Source organism: Streptomyces sp. NPDC017246, assembly GCF_044331325.1.
Lineage (GTDB): Bacteria > Actinomycetota > Actinomycetes > Streptomycetales > Streptomycetaceae > Streptomyces.
Genome location: NZ_JBIRMW010000001.1, coordinates 1 through 25,677, shown reverse-complemented (window position 1 = coordinate 25,677; position 25,677 = coordinate 1). Strand labels below are relative to the sequence as shown.

Below are 25,677 nucleotides of genomic sequence, written 5' to 3'. Positions count from 1 at the left end.
CGCCCTGCGACGTACGGGGCCGTCCCGCCACCTCGGCCATGCCCCCACGACCATCGCTGACGGCCCGGCAGAAACGGACCGGGCCGCCACGCCGGACCGGTCCGACCACCGTCGACCGCCCGGCACGCCGTAGCGTCGGACCCATCATGCCCGGACACAAGACACGAGCCTCGGCCGCCCTGCTGGCCCTCGGAGCGCTCGCGTACACCGCCTGGATCCTCGAAGTGCTCGTCGGGACCGGGCTCGACCCGGTCCGGACGTACGTCTCCGAACTGGCGGCGGCGGACCAGCCCCTGGGCGGCTTCTTCCGGTCCGCCGACCTGGTGGCGGGGACGCTGGTCCTGGCGGGAGCGGTGAAGGGGCTCCTGGGGACGCGGCGGCCGACGGAGGTGACGGGGGTGACGGGGGTGACGGAGGTGACGGAGGCGAGGCGGCCGACGGAGGTGACGGAGGCGCGGGGGCCGACGGAGACGCCGGGGCCGACGGAGACGCGGGGACACCACGCCTCCGGCTCCCCCCGCCCCTCCCACGAACCCTGGGCACTCGTCGGCTGGATCGCGCTCGCCGTCTTCGGGGCCGCCACCGTCGCCGACTCGCGGCTCCCGCTCAGCTGCGCCGCCACCGCCGACCTCGCCTGCGCGGCGCGCGAGGCCGCCGGCCGGGTACCCCTCACCCATACGGCCCATGCCGTCAGCTCCGGCCTGGCCATGACCGCCGCCCTCGTCGCCCTCATCGCCCTGACCACGGCCGCCCGCCGCCACGACCGCCGGCGGCCCCTCGCCCGTACCGGCCCCGCCCTCGTCGCCGTGGAGCTCGCCGCCACCCTCTGGACCCTGGCCGCCGTCGCCGCCTTCGAGGCCGGAAAGGGCACCTGGGCCCTCGGGGCGGGCCAGCGGCTCCAGGTGCTCCTGGTCGCGGTCTGGCTCGCGGTCCTCGCGTGCACCCTCGCCGTCTCCGAGGAGGAGCGGTGACCTTCGTACGCGTCGGGGGAGCCGCCCACCACGTCGTCGTCGAGGGGACGGGCCCCGTCTGCGTCCTGAGCGCGGGACTCGGCCTGAGCTGGTTCGACTGGGACCCGGTCGTCCCGCTCCTCGCCCCGCACCGCACGGTCGTCCGCTTCGACCGCCCCGGACACGGGCTCTCCGAACCGGCCACCGCCCCGCCCACCGCCGCCGGCGAGGCCCACCGGATCGCCGCCCTCCTCGACGCGCTGGGGCTCGCCGGGCCCGCCACCGTCGCCGGGCACTCGATCGCCGGATTCCACGCGGAGGCCTTCGCCCGGCTCCACCCGGACCGGACCACCGGCCTGGTGCTCGTCGACGCGTCGGTGGAGGAGCACCCCCGCCCCTCCCGTACGGCCGCCCTGGCGCACCTGCTCGGCCCCGCCCTCGCCGCCGCCGGCCTCCCCGCCGCCCTGGGCCCCGCCGTGCGCCGCGCGGCCGTACGCCACGACCCGGCCCCCGCCACCCTCGTCCGCCGCGTCTACCGCACCTCACGCGTGCTGCGCGGCACCCTCCTGGAGAACGCCCGGTACGGAGCCGTCGCCGCCGAACTCCTCGCCCTGCGCACCAGCCACCCGCTCCCGCCAGGCCTCCCCGTCACCGTCCTCGCCGCCCCCGACGGCTCCGCCCGCTGGGAACGGCGCCAACGCGCGCTGGCCCGGCGGCTCGGCGCCCCCTACGAGGCGGCCGTGCCGTCGGGCCATCTGGTCATGCTGGACCGTCCGGACGCGGTGGCCCGGGCGGTGCTGCGCCCCGGTCAGGAAGAGGCGTAGACGCTCGCGCAGAACGCCTGCATCTGCTCGTCCGAGAGATGCTGGGCCAGATCGGCCTCGCTGATCATGCCGACGAGCCTCTTGCCCTCGATGACGGGCAGCCGCCGGATCTGGTGGCCCTGCATCTCCTCGAGGACGGCGCCCACGTCGGCGTCCGCCTCGACCCAGCGCGGGGTGCCCTTGGCCATCTCGCCACAGGTGATCTTCGCGGGATCGTGGCCCATGGCCACACAGCCGATCACGATGTCGCGGTCCGTGAGGATGCCGCAGAGCCGCTCGTTCTCGTCGGCGATGGGCAGCGCGCCCACGTTCAGATTGCGCATCATCTGCGCGGCGCGGTCGAGCGTCTCGTGTGCCGGGATCCACTGGGCCCCGGGGTGCATGATGTCCTTCGCCGTGGTCATGAGGTGCGCACCTTTCGTCGAACGCGGTCACACGTATGTCCCCGAGCCCACCCATTGTCGGCGCCCCGCACGACCGCCGCGACTTGTCGCGCACGCCCCCGCCGCCGCGCCGCGCCGGAGCATGCCGCGGCCCCCGTGACCGCGCGGGTCACGGGGGCCGCGGAGGCCGTCGACCGGCCTCAGGCACCACGCTTCTTCAGCATGTCCGCCATCAGCAGCATCTCGGACTTCTGGGCGTCGACCATGCCCTGGGCGAGGTTGCGCTCGATGTCCACCGAGCACCTCTGGACACAGCCCTCGGCCATGTGGACCCCGCCCCGGTGGTGCTCGGTCATGAGCTTCAGGTACAGGATCTCGGCCTCGCGGCCACTGGCCCGGCGCAACTCGTCCAGCTGGGCGTTGGTCGCCATGCCCGGCATGAGCGCCCCGTCGAGCGGACCGGTGTCACCGGAGCCGCCCATGCCCATCCAGGTCATCGGCTCGACGCCGGACTCGACCTTGGGGAGCCCCCACAGGTCGAGCCAGCCGAGCATCATGCCCCGCTGGTTGGCCTGGGTGTTGGCGATGTCGTACGCGAGGCGGCGCACCTCCTCGTCCCGGGTGCGGTCCCGGACGATGAACGACATCTCCACGGCCTGCTGGTGGTGGACGGACATGTCCCGGGCGAAGCCGGCGTCCGCGGAGAGGGACGCGGGCGTCCGCGGCGCCTCGTCGCGCTCGGCGGAGGCGACGGTGACGGCGCCCCCGGCGAAGAGCAGGGCGAGCGCGACGGCGGTGACCGCCGCCCACCGCGTCCGGTTCGGCCGCCGCGCCGGGGCCGGCAGGACGTCCTCGTCCCCGGTCACTGCGCGATCCCGCCGGTGCAGGCGGCGCCCGGCTCGGGGGTCTGCGGGCCCTGGACGTACTTGGTGAAGAAGGCGTCGATGCGGGGGTCGCTCGCGTCGTCCACGGTGACCTGCTTGCCCCAGGCGGACAGCATGATCGCGCCGGCCTGGTCGTCCACCGGGCTCATCAGCGTGTACTTGGTCTTGCCGACCTTCTCTTCCAGCTTCTTGACGTCGCCGGCGGCGGCCTTCTTGTTGTACGTCACCCAGACGGCGCCGTGCTCCAGGGAGTGCACGGCGTTCACCTCGGCGACGGCCTTCTTGTAGACCACGCCGTCGCAGTTCATCCAGACCGGGTTGTGGTCGCCGCCCACCGGCGGCTTCATGTCGTACTTCACGGCCGTCTCGACGTGGTTGCGGCCGAGCTTCGCGGCGTCCCAGGACTTCTCCGCGGTGATGGGGGCCTTCGCGGCCGCGTCCTTCTGGTCCTGCTCGTCGGACTTCTTCAGCAGCACGAAGGTGCCGAAACCGACGAGACCCAGGACGACGACGCCCGAGACGCCGATGGTGACGAAGCGGTTGCGGCGCTCACGCGCCTGCTCGGCGCGGCGCATCTCCTCTATTCGGGCGCGGCGGTCGGCGTTGGCGGAGCGGTTGGCGGCCATGGTGATGTCGTCCTTCTTCAGGGATGGGGTGGAGTTCGGGGGCGGACGTGCGGGGGCGGGACGCCCGCCGCCGCTACGTCCGAAGAACTTGAAGGACGTGCAGGTCCGGCGCGCGAGGACGGGCGCCGGAACGGCGCGCGGGGCCGTCACCGGACGGCGGGTCGAGGCGCGGGAGGCCGCCCGCCGCCTGCGGCGGAGGGTCGAGCGGGGGCGCGCTGAGCACCGCGGGGGAGAGGGAGGGGAAGAGGGAGCAGCCGTCGCGGTCGTACGGGCAGACGTACTCGACGGCGACCGCCTCGGTGCCGGTCACGGTGGGCGCGAGGGAGGTCGCGCCGCCGGCCGCCCGCGCGTCCGCCTGCGCTCCGGCGGGCTCGTGATGGTTCCCGGGCCCGGACCCCAGACAGAAGAAGAGCGCGGCGAGGAGCGTCGCCACGGCACTCACCAGTGCCATGGGACGCGCGTGCCGGGACGGGCGTACGAGCCGTGGGGCCCCCATGGGCGGAGATCGTAGTGTGCGCGGGCCCTCCGTGGGCCGAACGGGGTACCACTCGGTACCGACGGGCGGGCGGCGGAGCGGTGGACCGACACCCGGACGCGGGCCTTCCCGCGTTACCTGAGTCACACCGGAGCAGGCACTATGGGTGTGCAACGTGCGCGAAACCATGTGGTGGGATGCTCAGGTGCCCCCCGATGTTGCCGAGGCGGTGGGAGCAGGCGGCCTGACCAGCGAGGATGGGTGTGGAAATGGACAAGCAGCAGGAATTCGTGCTCCGTACGCTCGAGGAGCGCGACATCCGCTTCGTACGTCTGTGGTTCACCGACGTGCTCGGCTTCCTCAAGTCGGTGGCCGTGGCGCCCGCCGAGCTTGAGCAGGCCTTCGACGAGGGCATCGGTTTCGACGGCTCCGCGATCGAGGGCTTCGCCCGTGTATACGAGTCGGACATGATCGCCAAGCCCGACCCGGGCACCTTCCAGATCCTGCCGTGGCGGGCCGAGGCGCCGGGCACGGCCCGGATGTTCTGCGACATCCTGATGCCCGACGGGTCGCCCTCGTTCGCGGACCCGCGCTACGTGCTGAAGCGGGCCCTGGCCAAGACCTCGGACCTCGGCTTCACCTTCTACACCCACCCCGAGATCGAGTTCTTCCTCCTGAAGGACAAGCCGCTCGACGGCACCCGCCCCACCCCGGCGGACAACTCGGGCTACTTCGACCACACCCCGCAGAACGTGGGCATGGACTTCCGCCGCCAGGCGATCACGATGCTCGAATCGATGGGCATCTCGGTGGAGTTCAGCCACCACGAGGGCGCGCCGGGCCAGCAGGAGATCGACCTCCGCTACGCCGACGCCCTGTCCACGGCGGACAACATCATGACGTTCCGTCTGGTCATGAAGCAGGTGGCGCTGGAGCAGGGCGTCCAGGCGACGTTCATGCCGAAGCCGTTCTCGGACTACCCGGGCTCGGGCATGCACACCCACCTCTCCCTCTTCGAGGGCGACCGGAACGCGTTCTACGAGTCGGGCGCCGAGTACCAGCTCTCCAAGGTCGGCCGCTCCTTCATCGCGGGCCTGCTGAAGCACGCGGGCGAGATCTCCGCGGTCACCAACCAGTGGGTCAACTCGTACAAGCGCATCTGGGGCGGCTCGTCCCGCACGGCGGGCTCGGGCGGCGAGGCCCCCTCGTACATCTGCTGGGGCCACAACAACCGCTCCGCCCTCATCCGCGTCCCCATGTACAAGCCGGGCAAGACGGGTTCCTCGCGCGTCGAGGTCCGCTCCATCGACTCGGGCGCCAACCCGTACCTGACCTACGCGGTCCTCCTCGCCGCCGGCCTCAAGGGCATCGAAGAGGGCTACGAACTCCCGGCCGGCGCTGACGACGACGTCTGGGCCCTCTCCGACGCGGAACGCCGCGCGATGGGCATCGAACCGCTCCCGCAGAACCTGGGAGAGGCGATCGCCCTGATGGAGAAGAGCGAACTGGTCGCGGAGACCCTCGGCGAGCACGTCTTCGACTTCTTCCTCCGCAACAAGAAGCAGGAGTGGGAGGAGTACCGCTCGGAGGTCACCGCCTTCGAACTCCGCAAGAACCTGCCGGTGCTGTAGGCGCAGGCCGGACCGGGTCGACCCCGGAAGCGTGACTCGGGGCCGACGGTGACGAACCGTCGGCCCCGAGCCGTCTCCCACGCCCGAGCCGTCTCCCACGCCCGGGCCGGCCCCGGGCCGTCCGGCGGCGAACCGGGCGCTGTCAGAGGCCGGTGGCGGGTCGGTGCGTGTCACTCGGCGGGCGGGCGCGCGTCGGTCGCGGTGGTGCGGCTCCTCGTGGGGTGAAACGCGTTGCCCGGGGTGCGGCGGGCGGTTCAGACTGCGCCCGTGAGGATCACACCCGTCGCCACCGCGCGACTTCTCCTGCATCCGCTGACCGTGGGCGAGGCCGAGCGCATCGTCGCCGGGGAGCCGGCCGACGGGGATCGGTGGGGCGCCGGGTATCCCGCGGACGGGGATGTCGCCGGAGCCAGGGGGTTCCTGCGGGTGTGGGGGGAGTCCGGGGATCCCGGGGTGTTCGGGGCCTATGAGCTACGGCTGCTCGACACGGGCGTCGCCGTCGGGGGCATCGGGTTTCACGGGCCGCCCGACGAGATCGGGGTCGTGACCGTGGGGTACGGGGTCGTGCCCGCCGTGCGCGGGCAGGGGTACGCCGCCGAGGCGCTGCGGGCGCTCGTCGAGATCGCGCGGCGGGCCGGTGTCGCCGGGGTGAAGGGGGACGCCGACCTCGGCAACGTCGGCTCGCACCGGGTGATGGAGGCCGCCGGGATGGTGTGCGTGGCGGAGGACGCCAGGCTCCGCCACTTCTATCGGGGGTTCCAGGAGGCGTCCTGCCGATCGGGCCGGGCGCACGGCGATCGGCGCGGCACCTTCTAGCGCTCCGACAGTTCCGACGGGGCCTCCTGGACCACCCAGCCGTTGCCGTCCGGGTCGTCGAACGTCATGAACGAGTTCCAGGTGCCGCCCTTGCCGTCCTCCCAGCCCGTCGCGCCCACGTGCCGGATCGCGGAGACCTCGACCCCCCGGGCGACCAGTTCGCTCCGTGCCGCTTCGATGTCCGTGACACAGAACTGGAGGCCCTGGAGGGTGCCCGGCGTCATCTCCTTCGTGCCCGGCATCGCCGGCATCTCGCTCAGCAGGGCCAGCGAACAGCGTGAGCCCGGCGGCGTCAGCTGCACGATCCGCGTGCCGGGCGCGACCTCGTCGTCCAGGTCGACCGTGAAGCCGCACTTCTCGCCGTAGAAGTCCTTCGCCCGGTCCAGGTCGGTGACGGGGACCGGGACGACTTCCAGGGTCCAGTTCATGGGGGGTCTCCTCAGAAACGCCAGCGGGTCTGGCCGAACGGCTCGCCCTTGGCGAAGCCGAAGGCCGTGCGAGGCGCGACCGCGAACACCAGGGCCGTACCACCGTCGCCCACGAACGCCCCGTCGCGCACCTCGAATCGCCATTCCTCCCCGTACTTCTCCACGTACGCCTCCGCCAGCGCCCGCAGCCGGTCCTCGTCCGTCACCCGGGCCGCGGCACCCTCGACCACCAGGTCGAGGCCCTCGCCGAGCGTGGGCGTGCCCGTCGTGAGGACCACCGAGGGGTTGTCCGTCAGGTTGCGGGCCTTGCGCTCGTCCGGGCCGGTGCAGAAGTGGAGCGCGCCCCGCGACCAGACGGCGATCAGCGGGGTCACGTGCGGGCGGCCGTCCGGGCGCACGGTCGTCAGCCAGTAGACCTCGGCCGCCGCGAGCCGTTCCTCGGCGTCCGGCCAGGGCATCGCGCCCGCCTTGTCGTCGCTGTACCGGGGGTCGAGGGCAGTCTGCGGGTTCATCGCCGTTCCCTTCGTCGCGTACGCCCATGGAGTCGTGTCCACGGGTACGTGCGTGCGTGCGCCTGCTTCGGCGTCCACCAGGGAAGACCGCGGGGACCCGCGGAACTCATCGGACCGTCGGCGTCCAGTGCAGCCGACCGTCCAGGCCTATCGCCGCCACCCCGTCCGTCCCCGCGTCCGGCGCCCCCGAGAAGAGGAACCGCTCCAGCGTCCACACGGGCCGCGCTCCGGCCCTGCCGTGTGGCGCCGTCGCCAGGAAGCCGGTCCGCGACCGGACCGCGAGCAGTCCGTCGCCGCCGCTCACCGGGCCGAATCCGGCGACCCCGCCCGGCAGCTCGGTGACCGGGGAGACCGGGCCCGCGCCGGAGAAGTCGGCGCTCCGCAGGTCGCCGGAGGCCGGCTTGCGGAACCAGAGCCGTACCCCGTCGCCGTCCGGCGCCTGGCTCGCGCTGAGCGCCAGGGTCGTCGGCGGGAGTCCGGTCCGCACGGGACCCGTGAGCGGCCCGCCGGGGCGCTGCCCCGCCCACACGAGCACGGTGTCCGGGGTGCTCGCGAAGACGTACGTCCGCCCGGCGCCGTCCGTCGCGGCGACCGGGTCGCCGTACACGTCCTCGCCGCCGAGGACCCGCCACGGCCCCCAGCCGCCGTCCGCGCGCTGCTCGCGGGCGGTCAGCCGGTGCAGGCTGTCCCGCAGGAGCAGCGTCGCCCGGCCGTCGCCGTCCACGGTCACGGCGGGCGCGCTGATGTCCGAGGTGCCGGCGGCGTCGTCCCGTTCGGGCGTGCCGAGCGAGTACCACGGGCCGAACGCGCCGCCCGGCGCCGTCTGGGCGGTGGTCACCACCTCCCGGCGGTAGCCGTCCGGGCCGTCCGCGAGCACCGTCCGGGTGCCGTAGACCGCGATCCGTCCGTCGGGGCGCGTCACGGAGGTGACCCCGCTGTCGAGGCCGCCGCCGGGCAGCAGCGCCGGGCCGCGCCACGCGCCGCCGTCCGCCGGCTTCCGCCAGGTCGCGAGGTGTCCGTCGAGGACGGTGAAGGCGTGCAGCCCGCCGTCCGGGTCCCGCTGCACCCAGGAGGTGGAGGTGCCCCGGGCGTACCGCACGGTCGCGGTCCAGCCCCGTCCGGCGGGCCGCGCGGCGACCTTCAGGTCACCGCAGCCCGAGACGGTCCCGCAGTCGTTGACGCCGTCCAGCCAGGCGTAGGTCTTCAGGGTCCTCAGCTTCGCGCCCGCCGTCTCGGGGTCGAGCGTGTGCGGCAGGACGGTGGTGGGGTAGCCGAGGTAGTTCTGCACGCCGACGTGCGGATGCCCGGGCGCCTCCGCGTACCGGGCGAGCGCGGCCTGTGTGAACCTCGCCCCGTAGAGGTGGTCCTGGTGGTCCCGGAGCTTCCCGGTCTCCGGGTACGTGCCGGGGCTCGGGTCCTGCATGCGGACGAAGGTCGGCCGGAACCGGTCGAGCAGCCCCGCGATCGTGGCGACGACCTGGTCCTTCGTGTACGTGAAGTCGGCGGTGACCGGAGTGCCGGAGGAGCGCTGCGACTCCAGTGCGCCGATCCGGCCGTGCCAGAGGCCGTTGAGGCTGTGCGGGCGGTCGTCGCTGATCGAGCCGGCCTCGCGCAGTTGCAGCCACACCAGCTTGACCTGCGGCTTCGCGCGCAGGGTGTCCATCTCGGCCGTCGCGCCGCCGGCCGTGGGGATCGCCGTCCGCTCCCACGGGCTGGTCCGGCTGCCGGTCGCCATCTCGGCGTACGCGGCCCGGATGCCGTTCTGCCGGGCCTCGGCGTAGCCGGCCTTGTCGGCCGGGGTGTCGGCGGCGTCGTGCGGGCGGGCGTTGACGCCGTCTGACTCGCCGGCCGTGAGGTAGACGGCGGCCAGGGGGGTGCCGGAGCGGAGGGACTGGGAGACGTCCGGGTTCATGAAGTACAGGTCGTCGTCGGGGTGGGCCACGACCTGGACGACGGAGGTGCGGACCTTCGGCTTCGGCGCGGCCGGGGGGCGCGGCGCCGGGACGAGCTTCGCCGAACCGCGCGGAGCCGGCGTCTCGGCCCGCGCCGGGTCCTTCGACGGCGCCTTCGCCCCGGCGGTGCCCGCCCCGGTCTCCGGTGCGGCCTGCGCCGTCGAGGGCCCCGGCGCGGCCGTCACCGAGAGCAGCCCGGCGAAGGTGCCGCCCACGAGGACGGCCGTCACGGCCGTGGAGACGGTCCTGCGGCGGGGCCGGCGGGACGGGAGGTGACGGCGGCGGAGGCGGACGGGCATGTTCGGTGGCGCGCTTTCGACGGTGTTCGGCGGAGTCCGGGCAGGGATCGGGACGGGTCCGGGCGGCGTCCGGGACGGATCCGGGCGGCGGTCGGTACGGGTTCGGGCAGGCGGAAGTGTCCGCCCCGAGCAAGACGGACTTTCAAGAAATACGGTTCATCGGCCTTGAAAAGCGATCAATGTGCGAGACATCACGTGTGATCCGCTGCGAACCGAAGGCCTGGACGCCCCCGTCCACGGCTCCGGATAGGCTCGATCCACCCCGACTCCACCCCGGGGCGGACCTGCTCGGAGGGAGCGGCGGAATGACGGTTCCGGGACGCAGGAGCAGTACGTTCTCCCGTCTGTTGCGGCACGGATTCACCGATCCCTCCGGGGCCGAGCAGCTTCTGGACGTGCCCGAGCTGTCCGCCCTGCGCGGCGACTCCGTCCTCCTCGACGCCCTCGGCGCCACCGCCGATCCCGACCTCGCCCTGCGCGGCCTGGTCCGTCTGGTCGAGGCACAGCCCGAGACCGAGCGGCAGACGTTCACGACCACCCTGCTCGCCGCCAAGCCGTTCAGGGACCGGCTCCTCGGGGTGCTCGGCGCCTCCGAGGCGCTCGCCGACCATCTGGCCAAGCACCCCCGCGACTGGGAGTCCCTCGTCACCTACGAGGCCGTCGACCTGCACCCGGGGGTCGCCGAGTTCGAGCACGGGCTCGCCGAGGCCGTCGACGAGGTCTCGCTGCGGGTCGCCTACCGCCGCTGTCTGCTGGCCATAGCGGCCCGGGACGTGTGCGGCACCACCGACGTCGCCGAGACCGCGGCCGAGCTCGCCGACCTGGCGACGGCGACCCTGCGCGCGGCGCTCGCCATCGCCCGTACCGCCGCGCCCGCCGACGCCGCGATGTGCCGGCTCGCGGTGATCGCGATGGGCAAGTGCGGCGGCCACGAGCTCAACTACGTCTCCGACGTGGACGTGATCTTCGTGGGCGAGCCGGCGGAGGGGGCGGACGAGGGCAAGGCGCTCCAGGCCGCGACCCGCCTCGCCTCCCACCTCATGCGGATCTGCTCGGAGACCACGGTCGAGGGCACCATCTGGCCGGTCGACGCCAACCTGCGCCCCGAGGGACGCAACGGCCCCCTCGTCCGTACGCTCTCCTCCCACCTCGCGTACTACCAGCGCTGGGCGAAGACCTGGGAGTTCCAGGCCCTGCTCAAGGCGCGCGCGGTGGCCGGCGACCCGGAGCTGGGCGCCCAGTACATCGACGCCGTCTCCCCGCTCGTCTGGCAGGCCGCCGAGCGCGAGAACTTCGTCCCCGACGTGCAGAAGATGCGCCGCCGGGTCGTCGACAACATCCCCGCCGCCCAGGTCGAGCGCGAGCTCAAGCTCGGCCCCGGCGGACTGCGGGACGTCGAGTTCGCCGTCCAGCTGCTCCAGCTCGTGCACGGCCGCAGCGACGCGGGACTGCACAGCGGCACCACCCTCGACGCGCTCGCCGCCCTCGCCGGCGGCGGATACGTCGGCCGCGCCGACGCCGCCCAGCTCGACGAGGCGTACCGCTTCCTGCGGGCCATGGAGCACCGCATCCAGTTGTACCGGCTGCGCCGCACCCACCTCGTCCCCGAGGACGAGGCCGATCTGCGCCGCCTCGGACGCTCGCTCGGCCTGCGCACCGACCCGGTCGCCGAGCTGAACAAGGAGTGGAAGCGGCACGCGGCCGTCGTCCGGCGGCTGCACGAGAAGCTCTTCTACCGGCCGCTGCTCGACGCCGTCGCCCAGCTCGCCCCCGGCGAGATCCGGCTCAGCCCGAAGGCCGCCGGACAGCGACTCGAAGCACTGGGGTACGAGGACCCCGCGGCCGCCCTCCGGCATCTGGAGGCGCTGGCCTCCGGGGTGAGCCGGAAGGCCGCGATCCAGCGGACGCTGCTCCCCGTGCTGCTCGGCTGGTTCGCCGACTCGGCCGACCCGGACGCCGGTCTGCTCGGCTTCCGCAAGGTCTCGGACGCCCTCGGCAAGACCCCCTGGTATCTGCGGCTGCTCCGGGACGAGGGCGCCGCCGCCGAGAACCTCGCCCGGGTGCTCTCCGCCGGGCGTCTCGCCCCCGACCTGCTGTTGCGCGCCCCCGAGGCGGTCGCGCTCCTCGGCGACCCGGAGGGGCTGAAGCCGCGCGGCCGGGAGCATCTGGAGCAGGAGGTCCTGGCTGCGGTGGGCCGCGCGGACGATGCCGAGCAGGCCGTCGGCGCGGCCCGCGGAGTGCGCCGCAGGGAGCTGTTCCGTACCGCGGCGGCCGATCTCATCGGCTCGTACGGCACCGAGGACAACCCCCGCGAGCCCGATCCGGGCGCCCTGGTCGACCGGGTGGGGGAGGCGGTCACCGACCTCAACGCGGCGACGATCGCGGGCGCCCTGCGGGCCGTCGTCCGCGCCGAGTGGGGCGACGAGCTGCCGACCCGGTTCGCGGTCATCGGCATGGGCCGCTTCGGCGGTCACGAGCTGGGGTACGGCTCCGACGCCGATGTCCTGTTCGTGCACGAGCCGCGCGAGGGCGTCGGCGAGCAGGAGGCGGCCACCGCCGCCAACCGGGTGGTCGCCGAGATGCGGCGGCTGCTCCAACTCCCCAGCGCGGACCCGCCGTTGCTGATCGACGCGGACCTGAGGCCGGAGGGCAAGAGCGGTCCCATGGTCCGCACCCTCAAGTCGTACGCGGCCTACTACCACCGCTGGTCCCTCGTCTGGGAGAGCCAGGCGCTGCTGCGCGCCGAACCCATGGCGGGCGACCGGGAGCTGGCGGACCGCTTCGTCGAACTCGTCGACCCGCTGCGCTATCCGGCGGAGGGGCTCGGCGACGAAGCGGTCCGCGAGATCCGCCGCCTCAAGGCCCGGATGGAGTCCGAGCGGCTGCCGCGCGGCGCCGATCCGACGCTCCACGCCAAGCTGGGGCGCGGCGGCCTGAGCGACGTCGAGTGGACGGTCCAGCTGCTCCAGATGCGACACGGCTGGGTGGAGCCGGGGCTGCGGACGCCCCGCACCCGCGTGGCGCTCGCGGCGGCGCACGCCGCCGGCCTGATCCCGACGGAGGAGGCGCAGACCCTGGACGAGGCGTGGGTGCTCGCCACCCGCGTCCGCAACGCGGTGATGCTGGTCCGGGGCCGCGCCGGCGACACCTTCCCCTCGGATCCGCGTGAACTCGCGGCGGTGGGACGGTACCTGGGGTACGAGGCCGGTCATGTCGGCGAGATGGTCGACGACTACCGGCGGATCACCCGCCGGGCCAGGGCCGTCGTCGAGGAGCTCTTCTACGGGGCGTAGGCCCGCGGCGTCGGGACTCCGGGTCCGGGCGGCGGTCAGTTCTTCAGGTAGGGCTCCAGCAGGGTGCTCCACGACGAGTAGATCTTGTCGTACTCGGCGGGGCACCTGGCGGCGCGGGATTCCGGCAGTACCCCGTCGGGGTTGGCCGCGGTCAGGACCGCCCCCCGGTAGGCCTCGGGGTCGGAGCCGTACAGCCAGCAGATGGCGTTGTAGTACCGCTGTGAGTCGAGGGCGTGCTCGTCGGCGAGCTGTCCGCTGACGTCGCCCTGTTCGGTGGCGACGGCGAGGGCGCCCCAGGCCTCGATGGCGCTCACCGCGTACTCCTGGCGTACCGGGTCGCCCGCGAGCATCAGCGTCGCGAGCTGGTCGGCGGCGTCCTCCTCCCGGCCGGTGGTGGGCAGGTCGTAGACCTGGATCAGGGCGTGCCCGAGTTCGTGGAAGACCACGCTGTTGGAGATGCCGATGAGGTCGTCCTCGGTGGCCCGGTTCCGCTGGGCCGGGGTGCCGGTCGTGTTGAGGGACTCGAAGAGGTTCCGGTACGCGCCGACCAACTCGTAGCAGAAGGCGATGCTCTGGCTGTCGGGGTCCCAGAAGGCGTTGGCCTCGCCGCAGCTCCCGGCCGTGAGGGGGATGTCACGGGGCAGCCCGATCAGGGAGTTGGAGTGGGCCGCCGCGCCCTCCAGGACGTCGTTCTTCTCCAGGAACCGCTGCTCCGCCAGGTCCTGTGCCGTGCCGGCGGGGGCGTAGTCCACGACGAGAAGTCCGGGGCCGGGTACGGCGGGTGCCGTCGGTACGGCGGCCGGCGCGGCGGGCGCCCCGAGGGCCAGCAGGGTCGCGGCGGCCACCACCGAGGCCGCCCAAGTCCGGTGCAACAGCATGCTCGTACTCCGATCGGGGTTCACGGCACGGGGCGGGGATCCAGTGCATGCGGCGATCCGCCTCCAGTGCGCTCATCCGCTCGTGCCGGGGTGCGACCTGTCCCTGTACGGCGGACAGCCGGCCGGTCGCTCGCCCGGAGGGAGCCGACGAAGGACTTCAGCGTGCTCGACGCCGAGTGGGTGGCGGCGAGCGCGTTCGTGGCGTCGTCGGCCGTGGCCCGGAGTGAGGAGTGCGTGCGGCCGACGTCACGGCGGTGGTGACCCCCGAGGCCGTACCTCATCAGGATAGGCCCGGCGCCCCGTCCGGGGCGCGTCGAGCCGGTGCGGTGGAGCGCCCCTCGGGAGCGCCCTCGGGAGTGTCCCGCCGATCGGTCCGGGCTCGGCGAGTCGCCCCCTAGGGCGCGTCCAACAGCGTGCGCACATGGGCCAGATATCCCGTGAGCGCCAGCTCGAAGGCCTGGTCGGCGCGGCCCTCGGGCACCGCGCCGAGAGCGCGGGCCAGTTGGGGTGTGGCGGTCTCGTCGGCCAGCTCCCACATGGCCTCCGGGGCGGCCATGTCGAGCGCGGAGCCGAGGACGAGGTTCTCCAGGGCGATGATCAGGGGCATGACGTCGGGCAGGTCGAAGCCCGCGTCGAGCAGGCGGCCGACGGCCCGCTCGTACTGGAGCAGGACCCGGGGGGCCCGGACCGGTGAGGTGGTGAGGAGGGGGATCGCGCGCGGGTGGGCGGCGAAGGCGGCCCGGTAGGAGCGGGCCCAGGCGGTGAGGGCCTCGTCCCAGGGTTCCCGGTCGAGGGTGTCGGTCTCGATGGCGGAGGCCACCCGTTCGCGCAGCAGCTCGACGATGCCGTCGCGGCCGTCGACGTGGTGGTAGACGGAGGCGGTCTGCACCCCGAGGCGCCTGGCGATCTGCGGGACGCTGAACTCGCCCTGCTCGTCGACGATGTCGAGCGCCGTGGTGGCGATGCGTTCCCGGTCGAGGAGCGGTCTGCGCGGCCGGCCCATGAGGTGTCACTCCCTGTTCAGGTCTTCCCGAATCGTCGAACGCGAGGTTACATTGCGCAAACCGAAAGCCTTTAGGTTTCTGATTCCCCGGACACGTCCGCCACCGGAAGGGCTTCCTGCCGCATGCCCGCACCCACCACCCCCGGCACCACCCCCGGCACCCCCGCCGAGCCCCCGGGACTGAGAACCGGCACCCTCTCCACCGCCGACATCTCCTTCTTCGTCGTCTCCGCCGCCGCCCCGCTCACCGTCATGGCCGGCGTCGCCCCCGTCGCCATCGCCCTCGGCGGCATCGGCGCCCCCGTCGGCTACCTGCTGGCCGGCCTCACCCTCACCGTCTTCGCCGTCGGCTTCACCACCATGAGCCGCCACGTCCGCAGCGCGGGCGCCTTCTACGCGTACATCACACGGGGACTCGGCACCCCGATCGGCATCGCCGCCGCCCTCGTCGCCATGCTCGGCTACAACGGCATGGAGATCGGCGTCTACGGGCTCCTCGGCTCCGCCACCTCGGACACCGCCGCCGCCCTCGGCCACGACGTCCCCTGGCTGCCCGTCTCCCTCGCTGGCCTCCTGCTCATCTGGTACGGCGGCTACCGCTCGATCGACTTCGGCGCCAGACTCCTCGGCGTCCTCCTCGTCGCCGAGACCGGCATCCTCGTCCTCCTCGCCGGCGGCGTCCTGATCGACGGCGGCGCCCAGGGCCTCTCCCTCGGCGGCCTCGCCCCCGCCCATGTCCTCACCGGCGGCACCGCCGCCGTCCTGGCCTGCGCGTTCGCCGCCTTCACCGGCTTCGAGTCCACCGTCATCTACCGGCGCGAGGCCAAGAACCCGGACCGCACCATCCCCCGCGCCACCTACATCGCGGTCGCCTTCCTCGGCCTCTTCTACGCCTTCGTCGTCTGGACCGTCATCCAGGCCTTCGGCGAGGACAAGGTCGTCCGGGCCGCCGCCGAAGACCCCGGCGGCCTCTTCTTCGCCGCCCTCACCACCTACGTCGGAGCCTGGGCCGCCGACCTGATGCACCTGCTCATCATCACCAGCGTCCTCGCCTCCCTCCTGGCCTTCCACAACGCCATCAACCGCTACGCGCTCTCCCTCTCCGAGGAAGGCGTGCTGCCGAAGGCCCTCGGCCGGATCCACCCCCGCCACCGCTCCCCGTACCTCGCCGGAGCCGCCCAGACCGCACTCGGCGCCGTCGTCGTCCTCGCCTTCGCACTCGCCGGAGCCGACCCGTACCAGCAGCTCCTGCTCTGGGTGAACACCCCCGGCATGATCGGACTGATGGTCCTCCAGCTGCTCGCCGCGCTCGCCGTGCCCTGCTTCTTCCGGCGGATCGACCACCGCGAGGGCGTGCTGCGCACGGTCGTCGCCCCCGTCGTCGCGTTCGTCCTGCTCGCCGGAGCGATCGGACTGGTCACCGCGAACGTCGAGCTCTTCACCGGCGCCTCCACCACGGTCAACACCGTGCTCGTCTCCCTCGTCCCCGCCGTCTTCGCCCTCGGGCTCCTCCTCGCGTACCGGCTCCGCCGCACCCGCCCCGAGACCTACGCCCGCTTCGCCGCCGAACCCACCGCCAGCGCCGAACCCACCACAGAAGGAGAAGCGGAAACGTGTCCGCACCCGACCTCGTCCTCGTCAACGCCCGCGTCCGCGCACCCGAGCTCACCGGCGCCACCGCCGTCGCCGTCCATGGCGGACTGATCACCGCCCTCGGCACCGACGCCGAGGCCCGCACCTGGGCCGGACCCGGCACCGAGACCGTCGACCTCGGCGGCGCCACCCTCACCCCCGGCCTCACCGACGCCCACAGCCACCCCGTCTGGGGCCTGGAGACGTTCACCGGCACCGACCTGTCGGGCGTCACCGACCTCGAAGAACTGCGGGCCGCCCTCAGGAACGCCGAGCGCCGCGACGGCTGGATCATCGGCTTCGGCCTCGACCACAACGCCTTCGGCGGCCGGCCCGTCCACCGGGACCTGATCGAGGACGTCCTCGGCGGCGCCCCGGCGTACCTCCGCCTCTACGACGGTCACTCCGTGCTCGCCAGTGCGACCGCCCTCAAGGCCGCGGGCATCGACGGCCCCCGCGCCTTCGCCCAGCACTCGGAGATCGTCTGCGACGCCGACGGGCGCCCCACCGGCCATCTGGTCGAGCACGCGGCGATGGACCTGATGACCCCGGTCCTGCCCACCCAGCCGTACGCCGAGCGCCGCGACCGGCTCGTCGACCTGCTCACCGGCATGGCCGCCACCGGCCTCACCTCCGCCCATGTCATGGACCTCGGCGGACACGACGTCCCCGGTCTGCTGACCGCCCTGGAGGAGGACGGCGAGCTGCCGCTCCGCCTCCGCCTCGCCCCCTGGTGCATGCCGGGTGCCTCCGAGGAGGAGCTGGACGGATTCGTACGGCTCCAGGGCCGGACCGGGCGGCTGTGGGCGATCGGCGGCGTGAAGTTCTTCATGGACGGCACCGTCGAGGGCGGCACGGCCTGGCTGGAGCACGCCGACTGCCACGGGCGGGGCACCGACGCCTTCTGGCCGGACCCGGCCACGTACTCCGCGGCCGTGCGCCGTCTCCACCGCGCCGGGGTCGGCACCGCCACCCACGCCATCGGCGACGCCGCCGTACGGCACGTCCTCGACACCGTGGAGGGCCTCGGTACGGGCGGTCCCCGCCATCGGATCGAGCACATCGAGACGGTCCCCGACGACCAGCTGGGGCGCTTCGCCGCGCTCGGCGTCGTCGCCTCGATGCAGCCCCCGCACACCGCGTACACCCGCGCCGACCACACCGACGAGTGGTCCAGGCGGCTCGGGGAGGAGCGGGCGGCCCGCGCCTGGCGGTGCCGCGACCTGCGGGACGCCGGGGCGCACCTGGCGCTCGGCTCGGACTGGCCCATCGCCCACTACGACGCCCGTCAGGTCCTCGCCACGGCGCGGGCCCCGCGCGGCGCCGCCTCGGTCCGGCACGGGCTCACGGGCCTGATGGCGCTGGAGGGGATGACCACGCACGCGGCGGTCGCGGCGGGGGAGGAGGACATCGCGGGCCGGATCGCCCCCGGGCACCGGGCCGATCTCACCGCCTTCGCGGTGGACCCGGTGGAGGCCCCGGCGGACGAGACGGAGAACGCCCCGATCCGCCTCGCCGTCGCCGGCGGCCGGATCACCTACCGGAACTGACGGCCGGATCACCTACCGGCACTGACCGGCCGGATCACCCGCCGCACCGACGGCCTGATCACCTGCGGGAACCGACCGACCGCTCCGTGTCGTCGGCGGAGTCCTTCTCGTCGCCGCGGTCCGTCCCCGTCCTCGGGGGCGGACCGCCCCGCATCACCGCGCCCGGTCCCGGTTCCACCAGCTTGGGCAGGCGGTGCGGGCGGGAGCCGTACCAGAAGTACGAGACGGCGAAGCCGAAGGCGAGGCAGATCATGCCGCCGACCGCGTCCAGCCAGAAGTGGTTCGCGGTGGCGACGATCACGACGAGGGTCGCCGTCGGGTAGAGCAGGCCCAGGATCTTCGCCCAGGGCGCCTTGGCCAGCAGGAAGATCGTCAGGCCGCACCAGAGGGACCAGCCGATGTGCATCGACGGCATCGCCGCGTACTGGTTCGACACGTGCTTGAGGTTGCCCGAGGCCATCGAGCCCCAGGTCTGGTGGACGAGGACCGTGTCGACGAAGTCCTGGCCGTTCATGAGCCGGGGCGGCGCGAGCGGGTACAGGTAGTAACCGACCAGGGCGACACCGGTGGTGGCGAACAGCACGGTGCGGAACGCAGCGTAACGGCCCGGGTGCCATCGGTAGAGCCACACGAGCACACCGATGGTCACGATGAAGTGCAGCGTCGCGTAGTAGTAGTTCATCGAGACGATCAGCCACGTCACCGAGTTCACGGCGTGGTTGACGGCGTGCTCGAAGGCCAGGCCGAGGGACTCCTCGGCCTTCCAGATCCAGTCGGCGTTCTTGAGCGCCTGGGCCTTCTGCTCCGGCACCGCGTTGCGGATGAGCGAGTACGTCCAGTAGCTCACCGCGATGAGCAGGATCTCGAACCAGATCGTGGGGCGCCGGGGCGCACGCGCACGCAGGCGCGCGAACCTGCCGTCGGCCACACCTGTGGGTGACGACGGGGTCGTCCGGTTGTCCAAACTCTTCACGGTCGTTTCACCCATAGGAGGAGAGTCTGCCAGATCCCTTCCCCCCGACCGATCATCCCTCGGACGGGTTCGGGGCGCACCCGGTCCACCTCAGGAATGACGTCGCGGGGAGGGCGCCGTAGGGGTCAGGCGCGTACGGCGGGCGGGGCCGAGGCGGTCGACCCGCGGACGACCAGCTCGGGCATGAACACGAACTCGGAGTGCGGGGCCGGGGTGCCCCGACCTCTTCGAGCAGCGCGCGGACCGCCGCCTGCCCCATCGCCTGCACGGGCTGCCGGATGGTGGTCAGCGGCGGATCGGTGAACGCTATGAGGGGAGAGTCGTCGAAACCGACGACGGAGACGTCCCTCGGCACCTCGAGACCCTGCTGGCGGGCGGCCCGGATCGCGCCGAGGGCCATCATGTCGCTGGCGCAGACGACCGCCGTGCAGCCGCGGGAGATCAGTGCCCCGGCGGCGGCCTGGCCGCCCTCCAGGGTGTAGAGGGAGTGCTGGATCAGTTCCTCGGACTCCTCGAGGCTCAGACCGAGCCGCTCCTCCATGCCCTTCTGGAAGCCCTCTATCTTGCGGAGGACCGGCACGAAGCGCTTCGGCCCGACGGCGAGCCCGATCCGGGTGTGCCCGAGCGAGGCCAGGTGCGTCACCGCGAGCCGCATCGCCGCCCGGTCGTCGGGGGAGACGAAGGGCGCCTGCACCTTGGGGGAGAAGCCGTTGAGCAGGACGTACGGGACACCCTTGCCGCGCAGCTGGTCGTAGCGCGTCATGTCGGCGGTGGTGTCGGCGTGCAGTCCGGAGACGAAGATGATGCCGGCGACGCCCCGCTCCACCAGCATGTCGGTGAGCTCGTCCTCGGTGGACCCGCCGGGGGTCTGGGTGGCGAGGACCGGGGTGTATCCCTGCCGCGTCAGGGCCTGCCCGATGACCTGCGCGAGCGCGGGGAAGATCGGGTTGTCCAGCTCGGGGGTGATGAGGCCGACGAGGCCCGCGCTGCGCTGACGCAGTCGTACGGGCCGCTCGTAGCCGAGCACGTCGAGCGCGGCAAGAACGGATTCACGGGTGGCCCCGGCCACACCGGGCTTGCCGTTGAGCACGCGGCTGACTGTGGCCTCACTGACCCCCGCCTGGGCTGCGATGTCGGAGAGCCGCGCGGTCATGAGGATGGACTGTACCGGTCACAGGGCGTATTGCCCACCGCACGGGTGATGCAAGCCACCCCGCAAGGTCTTGCAGAGCTTGCGGGGCGCGCGGGGCGTGCCCGGGGAGCGCGCGTGGGGCCGCACGACGCGTGGAGGGCTTGTGCCAGCTGCTGTCAAGCGATCCGACGGCAACCTTAGGGACACGTGGATGTAACGATCCCCGGTCCTTGCAGAAAGTTCCCGCAAGCTCTTTCGGCTCGTTTTCATCCCTGTTACGTTCCTGGCAACCCGGAGCGCCGCGAGGGAGCGGTCGCATGAGGAAGGTTCCAGCCCCTCGTCCCCCCGGGATCAGTTGAAGGAGTTCACATGCGGCGTGGCATAGCGGCCACCGCGCTGGTCGCTGCCCTGGGCGTGACCCTGGCGGCGTGCGGTAGTGACGGCGGTTCGGACAACGGCGGTTCGAAGGGCTCGGGCGAGCTCTCCGGCACCGTCACCTGGTGGGACACCTCGACGGTCGGCTCCGAGGACAAGGTCTTCAAGAAGGTCGCCGAGGACTTCAAGAAGAAGCACCCCAAGGTCACCGTCAAGTACGTGAACGTGCCGTTCGGTGAGGCGCAGAACAAGTTCAAGAACGCCGCGCAGTCCGGCTCCGGCGCCCCCGACGTCATTCGCTCCGAGGTCGCCTGGACCCCCGAGTTCGCCGACCTCGGCTACCTCGCCCCGCTCGACGGCACCCCGGCTCTGAAGGACTCCGAGGACTTCCTCAAGCAGGCCGCCGCCTCCACCCAGTACAAGGGCAAGACCTACGGCGTCCCGCAGGTCATCGACTCCATGGGCATCTTCTACAACAAGAAGATCTTCAAGGAGGCCGGCGTCGAGGTCCCCAAGACCATCGACGAGCTGAAGACCGTCTCCGCCAAGATCAAGCAGAAGACCGGCAAGCCCGGCCTCTACCTGCGCGGCGACGACGCCTACTGGTTCCTCTCCTTCCTGTACGGCGAGGGCGGCGACCTCGTCGACGCCGAGAAGAAGACGGTCACCGTCGACAACGCCGCCGGTGTGAAGGGCTTCAAGGTCGTCAAGGACCTGGTGGACTCCGGTGCCGCCAAGACCGACGCGACCGACGGTTGGAACAACATGCAGACGGCCTTCAAGGACGGCAAGGTCGCCATGATGATCAACGGCCCGTGGGCCGTCGCCGACACCTACGCCGGCAAGGAGTTCACCGACAAGGCCAACCTGGGCATCGCCCCGGTCCCGGCCGGTTCGGCCGGCCAGGGCGCCCCGCAGGGCGGTCACAACCTCGCCGTCTACGCGGGCTCCAAGAACCTCGACGCCTCCTACGCCTTCGCCGAGTACATGACCTCGGCCGAGACCCAGGCGACGGTCGCGAAGGAGCTCAGCCTGCTCCCCACCCGTGAGTCCGTCTACATCAAGCCGGACGTCGCGACCAACGAGATGATCACCTTCTTCAAGCCGGTCGTCGACAAGGCCGTCGAGCGCCCCTGGATCCCGGAGACCGGCAGCCTCTTCGCGCCGCTCGTCACCGAATACACCAAGGTCCTCACCGGCCAGACCACCCCGGACGCGGGAGCGAAGGCGACGGGCGACGCCTACCGCAAGCTCCTGAAGGACTGGAAGTAGCAGAAGGAAGGCAGGCCGGCTGATGGCTGTGGACACCCCCAGCCAGTCGGTGGTGAAGGCCGCGGGCGACAGCGTCGCCCGCGGCCGGAGCCGCGGAACTGGTAAGCCCCGGGGCGCGGCGAAGCGCTCCCTCTCCACCCACTGGTACGCCTGGGCGATGGTCGCCCCGGTGACCGTCGTGATCGCCGTGATCATCGGCTATCCGCTGGTCCGCGGCATCTACCTGTCGCTGACCGACGCCAACGAGCGGAACGTCGAGCGGTCCATCGGCGTCAACCACATCCCGTCGAGCTACGAGTTCGTCGGACTGGACAACTACGTCGACGCGCTCACCGGCACCCAGTTCCTCTCCACCCTGGGCTGGACGCTGCTCTGGACGGTGTCCTGTGTCTCGCTGACCTTCGCCCTCGGCCTGGCCCTCGCCAACATCCTCAACCGCAGGATCGCCGGCCGCTCCTTCTACCGGCTGCTGCTGATCCTGCCCTGGGCCGTGCCCGGCTTCGTCTCCGTCTTCGCCTGGCGCTTCCTCTACAACCAGGACAACGGCCTGCTCAACAAGATCCTCGCGGGCGGCGGCATCGACGCCGTCCCGTGGCTGAACGACCCCACCTGGGCCAAGTTCTCGGTCATCCTCGTCAACGTCTGGCTCGGCGTGCCGTTCATGATGGTCGCCCTCCTCGGCGGGCTCCAGTCCATTCCCGGCGAGCTGTACGAGGCCGCCGAGATGGACGGCGCCAGCGCCTGGCAGCGCTTCAAGCACATCACCATGCCCGGGCTGAGCTCGGTGTCGACGACGGTGATCCTGCTCTCCACCATCTGGACCTTCAACATGTTCCCGGTGATCTTCCTGCTCACCCGGGGCGGGCCGGGCGAGGCGACGCAGATCCTCGTCACCCAGGCCTACAAGTTCTCCTTCGAGGTCAGTCCGCGCGACTTCGCCCAGTCGTCCACCTGGGGCGTGCTCATCCTGGTCCTCCTGATGCTCTTCGCCGCGGTCTACCGGCGAGTCCTCCGCAAGCAGGGAGAAGTCTGGTGACGACCACGACCACACCCCCCACCCGCCGGGCCGCGGCCCCCGGGCACCGGGCCGTCCCCAACGCCCCGATCCGCGGCCGCCGTTCGCCGCTCGCCTCGGTCGCGCTGCACGTCACCCTGATCGTGGCGTCCGTGATCGCGGTCTTCCCCGTGCTGTGGGTCCTGCTGACCTCGCTCAAGCCGGCGAAGTACGCGATCACCACGGACTTCGTGAAGGAGACGACGCTCGAGAACTACACGAACCTGCTGAACGACACCCCGTTCCTCACCTGGTTCGGCAACTCGCTGCTCGTCGCCGCTCTCACCACCGTCGTCGGCGTCTTCATCTCCGCCACCACGGGCTACGCCGTCAGCCGCTTCCGCTTCCCCGGCAAGCGCGGCCTGATGTGGACGCTGCTCATCACCCAGATGTTCCCGGTCGCCGTCCTCATCGTGCCGATCTACAACATCATGGCGTCGATGGGCCTGCTCAACCAGCCGGTCGGCCTGGTCGTCACCTACCTGACCATCGCCGTCCCGTTCTGCGCCTGGATGATGAAGGGCTTCTTCGACACCATCCCGCGCGAGATCGACGAGTCCGGCTACGTCGACGGCCTCACCCCGTTCGGCACGTTCTGGCGGCTGATCCTGCCGCTCGCCAAGCCGGGCATCGCCGTCACCGCCTTCTACTCCTTCATCACCGCCTGGGGCGAGGTCGCCTACGCCTCCGCCTTCATGGTCGGCGACGAGAACCTCACCCTGGCCGGCGGACTGCAGAAGTTCGTCAACCAGTACGGCGCCCAGTGGGGCCCGATGGCCGCGGCCTCCGTGCTCATCGCCGTCCCCGCCGCCCTGGTGTTCCTCTTCGCCCAGAAGCACCTGGTCACCGGCATGTCCGCCGGTGCCGTCAAGGGCTGACGGCCCTGAGCGCCCCTTCCGCACGCACCCCTGTACACACCTCCTTACCTCCCAGGGAAGACATGACCCAGCATCTCGCCACCCCGGCCGACGCCCCGACCACCGGCACGCACACGGGCTGGTGGAGAGACGCGGTGATCTACCAGGTCTACCCGCGCAGCTTCGCCGACGGCAACGGCGATGGCATGGGCGACCTGGAGGGCATCCGCAGCCGGCTGCCGTACCTCAAGGAACTCGGCGTCGACGCCGTCTGGCTCTCCCCGTTCTACGCCTCACCGCAGGCCGACGCCGGTTACGACGTCGCCGACTACCGGGCCATCGACCCCATGTTCGGCTCGCTCCTCGACGCCGACGCCGTGATCCGAGACGCCCACGAACTGGGCCTGCGCATCATCGTCGACCTGGTCCCCAACCACTCCTCCGACCAGCACGAGTGGTTCCAGCGCGCGCTGCGCGAGGGCCCCGGGTCGGTACTGCGCGAGCGCTACCACTTCCGCCCCGGCAAGGGCGAGACCGGCGAACTGCCCCCCAACGACTGGGAGTCCATCTTCGGCGGCCCGGCCTGGACCCGCACGGAGAACCCGGACGGCACCCCCGGCGACTGGTACCTCCACCTCTTCGCCCCGGAGCAGCCCGACTTCAACTGGGAGCACCCCGCCGTACGCGACGAGTTCCGCTCGATCCTGCGCTTCTGGCTCGACATGGGTGTCGACGGCTTCCGCGTCGACGTCGCCCACGGCCTGGTCAAGGCCGAGGGCCTGCCCGACCTCGGTGCGCACGACCAGCTGAAGCTGCTCGGCAACGACGTCATGCCCTTCTTCGACCAGGACGGCGTCCACGAGATCTACCGCTCCTGGCGGCAGGTGCTCTCCGAGTACGACGGCGAGCGCGTCCTCGTCGCCGAGGCCTGGACCCCGACCGTCGACCGCACCGCGAACTACGTGCGCCCCGACGAGATGCACCAGGCGTTCAACTTCCAGTACCTGGGGACCCACTGGGACGCCGCTGAGCTGCGCCGTGTCATCGACGACTCGCTGGAGGCGATGCGCCCGGTCGGCGCCCCCGCCACCTGGGTGCTCTCCAACCACGACGTCACCCGGCACACCACCCGCTTCGCCAACCCGCCGGGCCTCGGCACCCAGCTCCGCGAGGCCGGCGACCGTGAACTCGGCCTGCGCCGGGCCCGCGCCGCGACGCTGCTGATGCTGGCGCTGCCCGGCTCCGCGTACGTCTACCAGGGCGAGGAACTCGGCCTGCCGGACGTCACCGACCTGCCCGACGAGGTCCGTCAGGACCCGTCGTTCTGGCGGGCCAGCGGCCAGGACGGCTTCCGCGACGGCTGCCGGGTGCCGATCCCGTGGACCGCCGAGGGCAGCTCGTACGGCTTCGGCGACGGCGGCTCCTGGCTGCCGCAGCCCACCACCTGGGGCGGTCTGAGCGTCGAGGCGCAGACCGGGGACCCCGGCTCCACCCTGGAGCTGTACCGCAGCGCGCTCGCCGTGCGGCGGGAGCAGCCCGGACTCGGTGCGGGCGAGGCCGTCGAGTGGCTGGAGGCACCCGAGGGTGTGCTCTCCTTCCGCCGTGACGGCTTCGCCTGCATCGCCAACACCACCGGCCGGGCCATCTCCGTCCCGCTGCCCGGCCGGTTCCTTCTCTCCAACGAGGAGATCCGGATCGCCGACGACGAGGCGATCCTGCCCGCCGACACCACCGTCTGGTGGGCGGTGTGACGATCCCCCTGCCGCGGGGGGGCGGGGCCGGCGCCCCCCGGCGCGCGGCCCACCCGGCCCCCGGGGGGGGGCGGGGGGGGACCCGCCGCCGTGTGGTCAACGGCCCCGCGGGGGGGGGCGGCGCGCG

The 25,677-nt window shown here is 72.3% G+C and carries 21 protein-coding genes and 1 pseudogene; 11 read left to right on the top strand and 11 right to left on the bottom strand.

The features are described 5' to 3' along the window. Positions 1-146 precede the first annotated feature (146 nt). Together ACH4MY_RS00110 and ACH4MY_RS00105 are read left to right on the top strand one after the other, a co-directional pair. Positions 147-971: a DUF998 domain-containing protein gene (locus ACH4MY_RS00110; RefSeq protein WP_397995244.1), complete on the top strand. Its 825-nt coding sequence runs from the start codon at positions 147-149 to the stop codon at positions 969-971. Continuing rightward, entirely contained in the window at positions 968-1,774 is an 807-nt protein-coding gene (locus ACH4MY_RS00105; RefSeq protein ID WP_397995241.1) for an alpha/beta fold hydrolase, read from the top strand. The genes ACH4MY_RS00110 and ACH4MY_RS00105 overlap by 4 nt, the downstream gene beginning before the upstream one ends. On the opposite strand, the gene ACH4MY_RS00100 is transcribed toward ACH4MY_RS00105, so the two are convergent. From ACH4MY_RS00100 to ACH4MY_RS00085, 4 genes are all read right to left on the bottom strand, one after another. Beyond that, positions 1,759-2,178, bottom strand: a complete 420-nt coding sequence (locus ACH4MY_RS00100) for a CBS domain-containing protein (RefSeq protein ID WP_397995239.1) — start codon at positions 2,176-2,178, stop codon at positions 1,759-1,761. The two genes, ACH4MY_RS00105 and ACH4MY_RS00100, sit on opposite strands and share 16 nt — an antisense overlap. A gap of 179 nt (positions 2,179-2,357) precedes the next feature. Next, positions 2,358-3,002 carry a DUF305 domain-containing protein gene (locus ACH4MY_RS00095; protein ID WP_397997317.1) on the bottom strand — a complete coding sequence of 215 codons (645 nt, stop codon included), beginning with the start codon at positions 3,000-3,002 and terminating at the stop codon, positions 2,358-2,360. A gap of 17 nt (positions 3,003-3,019) precedes the next feature. Next, positions 3,020-3,667: a DUF3105 domain-containing protein gene (locus ACH4MY_RS00090; RefSeq protein ID WP_397995236.1), complete on the bottom strand. Its 648-nt coding sequence runs from the start codon at positions 3,665-3,667 to the stop codon at positions 3,020-3,022. Positions 3,668-3,740: 73 nt separating this feature from the next. Next, on the bottom strand, positions 3,741-4,118 hold the full coding sequence (locus tag ACH4MY_RS00085; RefSeq protein WP_397995233.1) for a hypothetical protein: 378 nt from the start codon (positions 4,116-4,118) through the stop codon (positions 3,741-3,743). A gap of 293 nt (positions 4,119-4,411) precedes the next feature. Between ACH4MY_RS00085 and ACH4MY_RS00080 the strand changes: the two genes are divergently transcribed. Continuing rightward, complete coding sequence (locus tag ACH4MY_RS00080) at positions 4,412-5,773, top strand: glutamine synthetase family protein (protein WP_015033133.1); 1,362 nt, start codon at positions 4,412-4,414, stop codon at positions 5,771-5,773. A gap of 267 nt (positions 5,774-6,040) precedes the next feature. Next, the gene (locus ACH4MY_RS00075; RefSeq protein ID WP_397995230.1) at positions 6,041-6,589 is read left to right on the top strand and encodes a GNAT family N-acetyltransferase; all 549 of its coding nucleotides are present in this window, start codon (positions 6,041-6,043) and stop codon (positions 6,587-6,589) included. Here ACH4MY_RS00075 and ACH4MY_RS00070 read toward each other — a convergent pair. The 3 genes from ACH4MY_RS00070 to ACH4MY_RS00060 form a co-directional block, all read right to left on the bottom strand. Then, positions 6,586-7,017, bottom strand: a complete 432-nt coding sequence (locus ACH4MY_RS00070; RefSeq protein ID WP_397995227.1) for a VOC family protein — start codon at positions 7,015-7,017, stop codon at positions 6,586-6,588. The two genes, ACH4MY_RS00075 and ACH4MY_RS00070, sit on opposite strands and share 4 nt — an antisense overlap. Before the next feature lie 11 nt (positions 7,018-7,028). Beyond that, the gene (locus ACH4MY_RS00065; protein WP_397995224.1) at positions 7,029-7,529 is read right to left on the bottom strand and encodes a pyridoxamine 5'-phosphate oxidase family protein; all 501 of its coding nucleotides are present in this window, start codon (positions 7,527-7,529) and stop codon (positions 7,029-7,031) included. Positions 7,530-7,635: 106 nt separating this feature from the next. Next, the gene (locus ACH4MY_RS00060; RefSeq protein ID WP_397995222.1) at positions 7,636-9,780 is read right to left on the bottom strand and encodes a PIG-L family deacetylase; all 2,145 of its coding nucleotides are present in this window, start codon (positions 9,778-9,780) and stop codon (positions 7,636-7,638) included. 305 nt (positions 9,781-10,085) lie between these two features. On the opposite strand from ACH4MY_RS00060, the gene ACH4MY_RS00055 reads away from it, so the two are divergent. Continuing rightward, the gene (locus tag ACH4MY_RS00055; RefSeq protein WP_397995220.1) at positions 10,086-13,073 is read left to right on the top strand and encodes a bifunctional [glutamine synthetase] adenylyltransferase/[glutamine synthetase]-adenylyl-L-tyrosine phosphorylase; all 2,988 of its coding nucleotides are present in this window, start codon (positions 10,086-10,088) and stop codon (positions 13,071-13,073) included. 35 nt (positions 13,074-13,108) lie between these two features. On the opposite strand, the gene ACH4MY_RS00050 is transcribed toward ACH4MY_RS00055, so the two are convergent. Together ACH4MY_RS00050 and ACH4MY_RS00045 are read right to left on the bottom strand one after the other, a co-directional pair. Further along, a complete protein-coding gene (locus ACH4MY_RS00050; RefSeq protein ID WP_397995218.1) occupies positions 13,109-13,951 on the bottom strand; it encodes a DUF4344 domain-containing metallopeptidase in 843 nt (280 codons plus the stop codon). Between the two features lie 394 nt (positions 13,952-14,345). Beyond that, positions 14,346-14,954, bottom strand: a complete 609-nt coding sequence (locus ACH4MY_RS00045; protein WP_397995215.1) for a TetR/AcrR family transcriptional regulator — start codon at positions 14,952-14,954, stop codon at positions 14,346-14,348. A gap of 123 nt (positions 14,955-15,077) precedes the next feature. On the opposite strand from ACH4MY_RS00045, the gene ACH4MY_RS00040 reads away from it, so the two are divergent. Together ACH4MY_RS00040 and ACH4MY_RS00035 are read left to right on the top strand one after the other, a co-directional pair. After that, positions 15,078-16,658, top strand: coding sequence for an APC family permease (locus ACH4MY_RS00040; RefSeq protein WP_397995213.1), 1,581 nt, complete (start codon positions 15,078-15,080; stop codon positions 16,656-16,658). Continuing rightward, positions 16,568-18,136: an amidohydrolase gene (locus ACH4MY_RS00035; RefSeq protein ID WP_397995211.1), complete on the top strand. Its 1,569-nt coding sequence runs from the start codon at positions 16,568-16,570 to the stop codon at positions 18,134-18,136. The genes ACH4MY_RS00040 and ACH4MY_RS00035 overlap by 91 nt, the downstream gene beginning before the upstream one ends. A 58-nt stretch (positions 18,137-18,194) precedes the next feature. On the opposite strand, the gene ACH4MY_RS00030 is transcribed toward ACH4MY_RS00035, so the two are convergent. Further along, positions 18,195-19,124 carry a phosphatase PAP2 family protein gene (locus tag ACH4MY_RS00030; protein ID WP_397995208.1) on the bottom strand — a complete coding sequence of 310 codons (930 nt, stop codon included), beginning with the start codon at positions 19,122-19,124 and terminating at the stop codon, positions 18,195-18,197. A 110-nt stretch (positions 19,125-19,234) separates the two neighbouring features. Further along, positions 19,235-20,262: pseudogene (locus ACH4MY_RS00025) on the bottom strand (LacI family DNA-binding transcriptional regulator). 348 nt (positions 20,263-20,610) lie between these two features. Here ACH4MY_RS00025 and ACH4MY_RS00020 point away from each other — a divergent pair. The 4 genes from ACH4MY_RS00020 to ACH4MY_RS00005 all read left to right on the top strand — a co-directional run bounded on the left by ACH4MY_RS00020 (position 20,611) and on the right by ACH4MY_RS00005 (position 25,550). Beyond that, positions 20,611-21,888: an extracellular solute-binding protein gene (locus tag ACH4MY_RS00020; RefSeq protein WP_397995205.1), complete on the top strand. Its 1,278-nt coding sequence runs from the start codon at positions 20,611-20,613 to the stop codon at positions 21,886-21,888. 22 nt (positions 21,889-21,910) lie between these two features. After that, complete coding sequence (locus ACH4MY_RS00015) at positions 21,911-22,924, top strand: carbohydrate ABC transporter permease (protein WP_397995202.1); 1,014 nt, start codon at positions 21,911-21,913, stop codon at positions 22,922-22,924. Continuing rightward, entirely contained in the window at positions 22,921-23,820 is a 900-nt protein-coding gene (locus ACH4MY_RS00010) for a sugar ABC transporter permease (protein WP_397995199.1), read from the top strand. Before ACH4MY_RS00015 ends, ACH4MY_RS00010 begins: the two co-directional genes overlap by 4 nt. Before the next feature lie 62 nt (positions 23,821-23,882). Continuing rightward, positions 23,883-25,550: an alpha-amylase family glycosyl hydrolase gene (locus ACH4MY_RS00005; RefSeq protein WP_397995196.1), complete on the top strand. Its 1,668-nt coding sequence runs from the start codon at positions 23,883-23,885 to the stop codon at positions 25,548-25,550. The last annotated feature ends 127 nt before the right edge of the window (positions 25,551-25,677 follow it).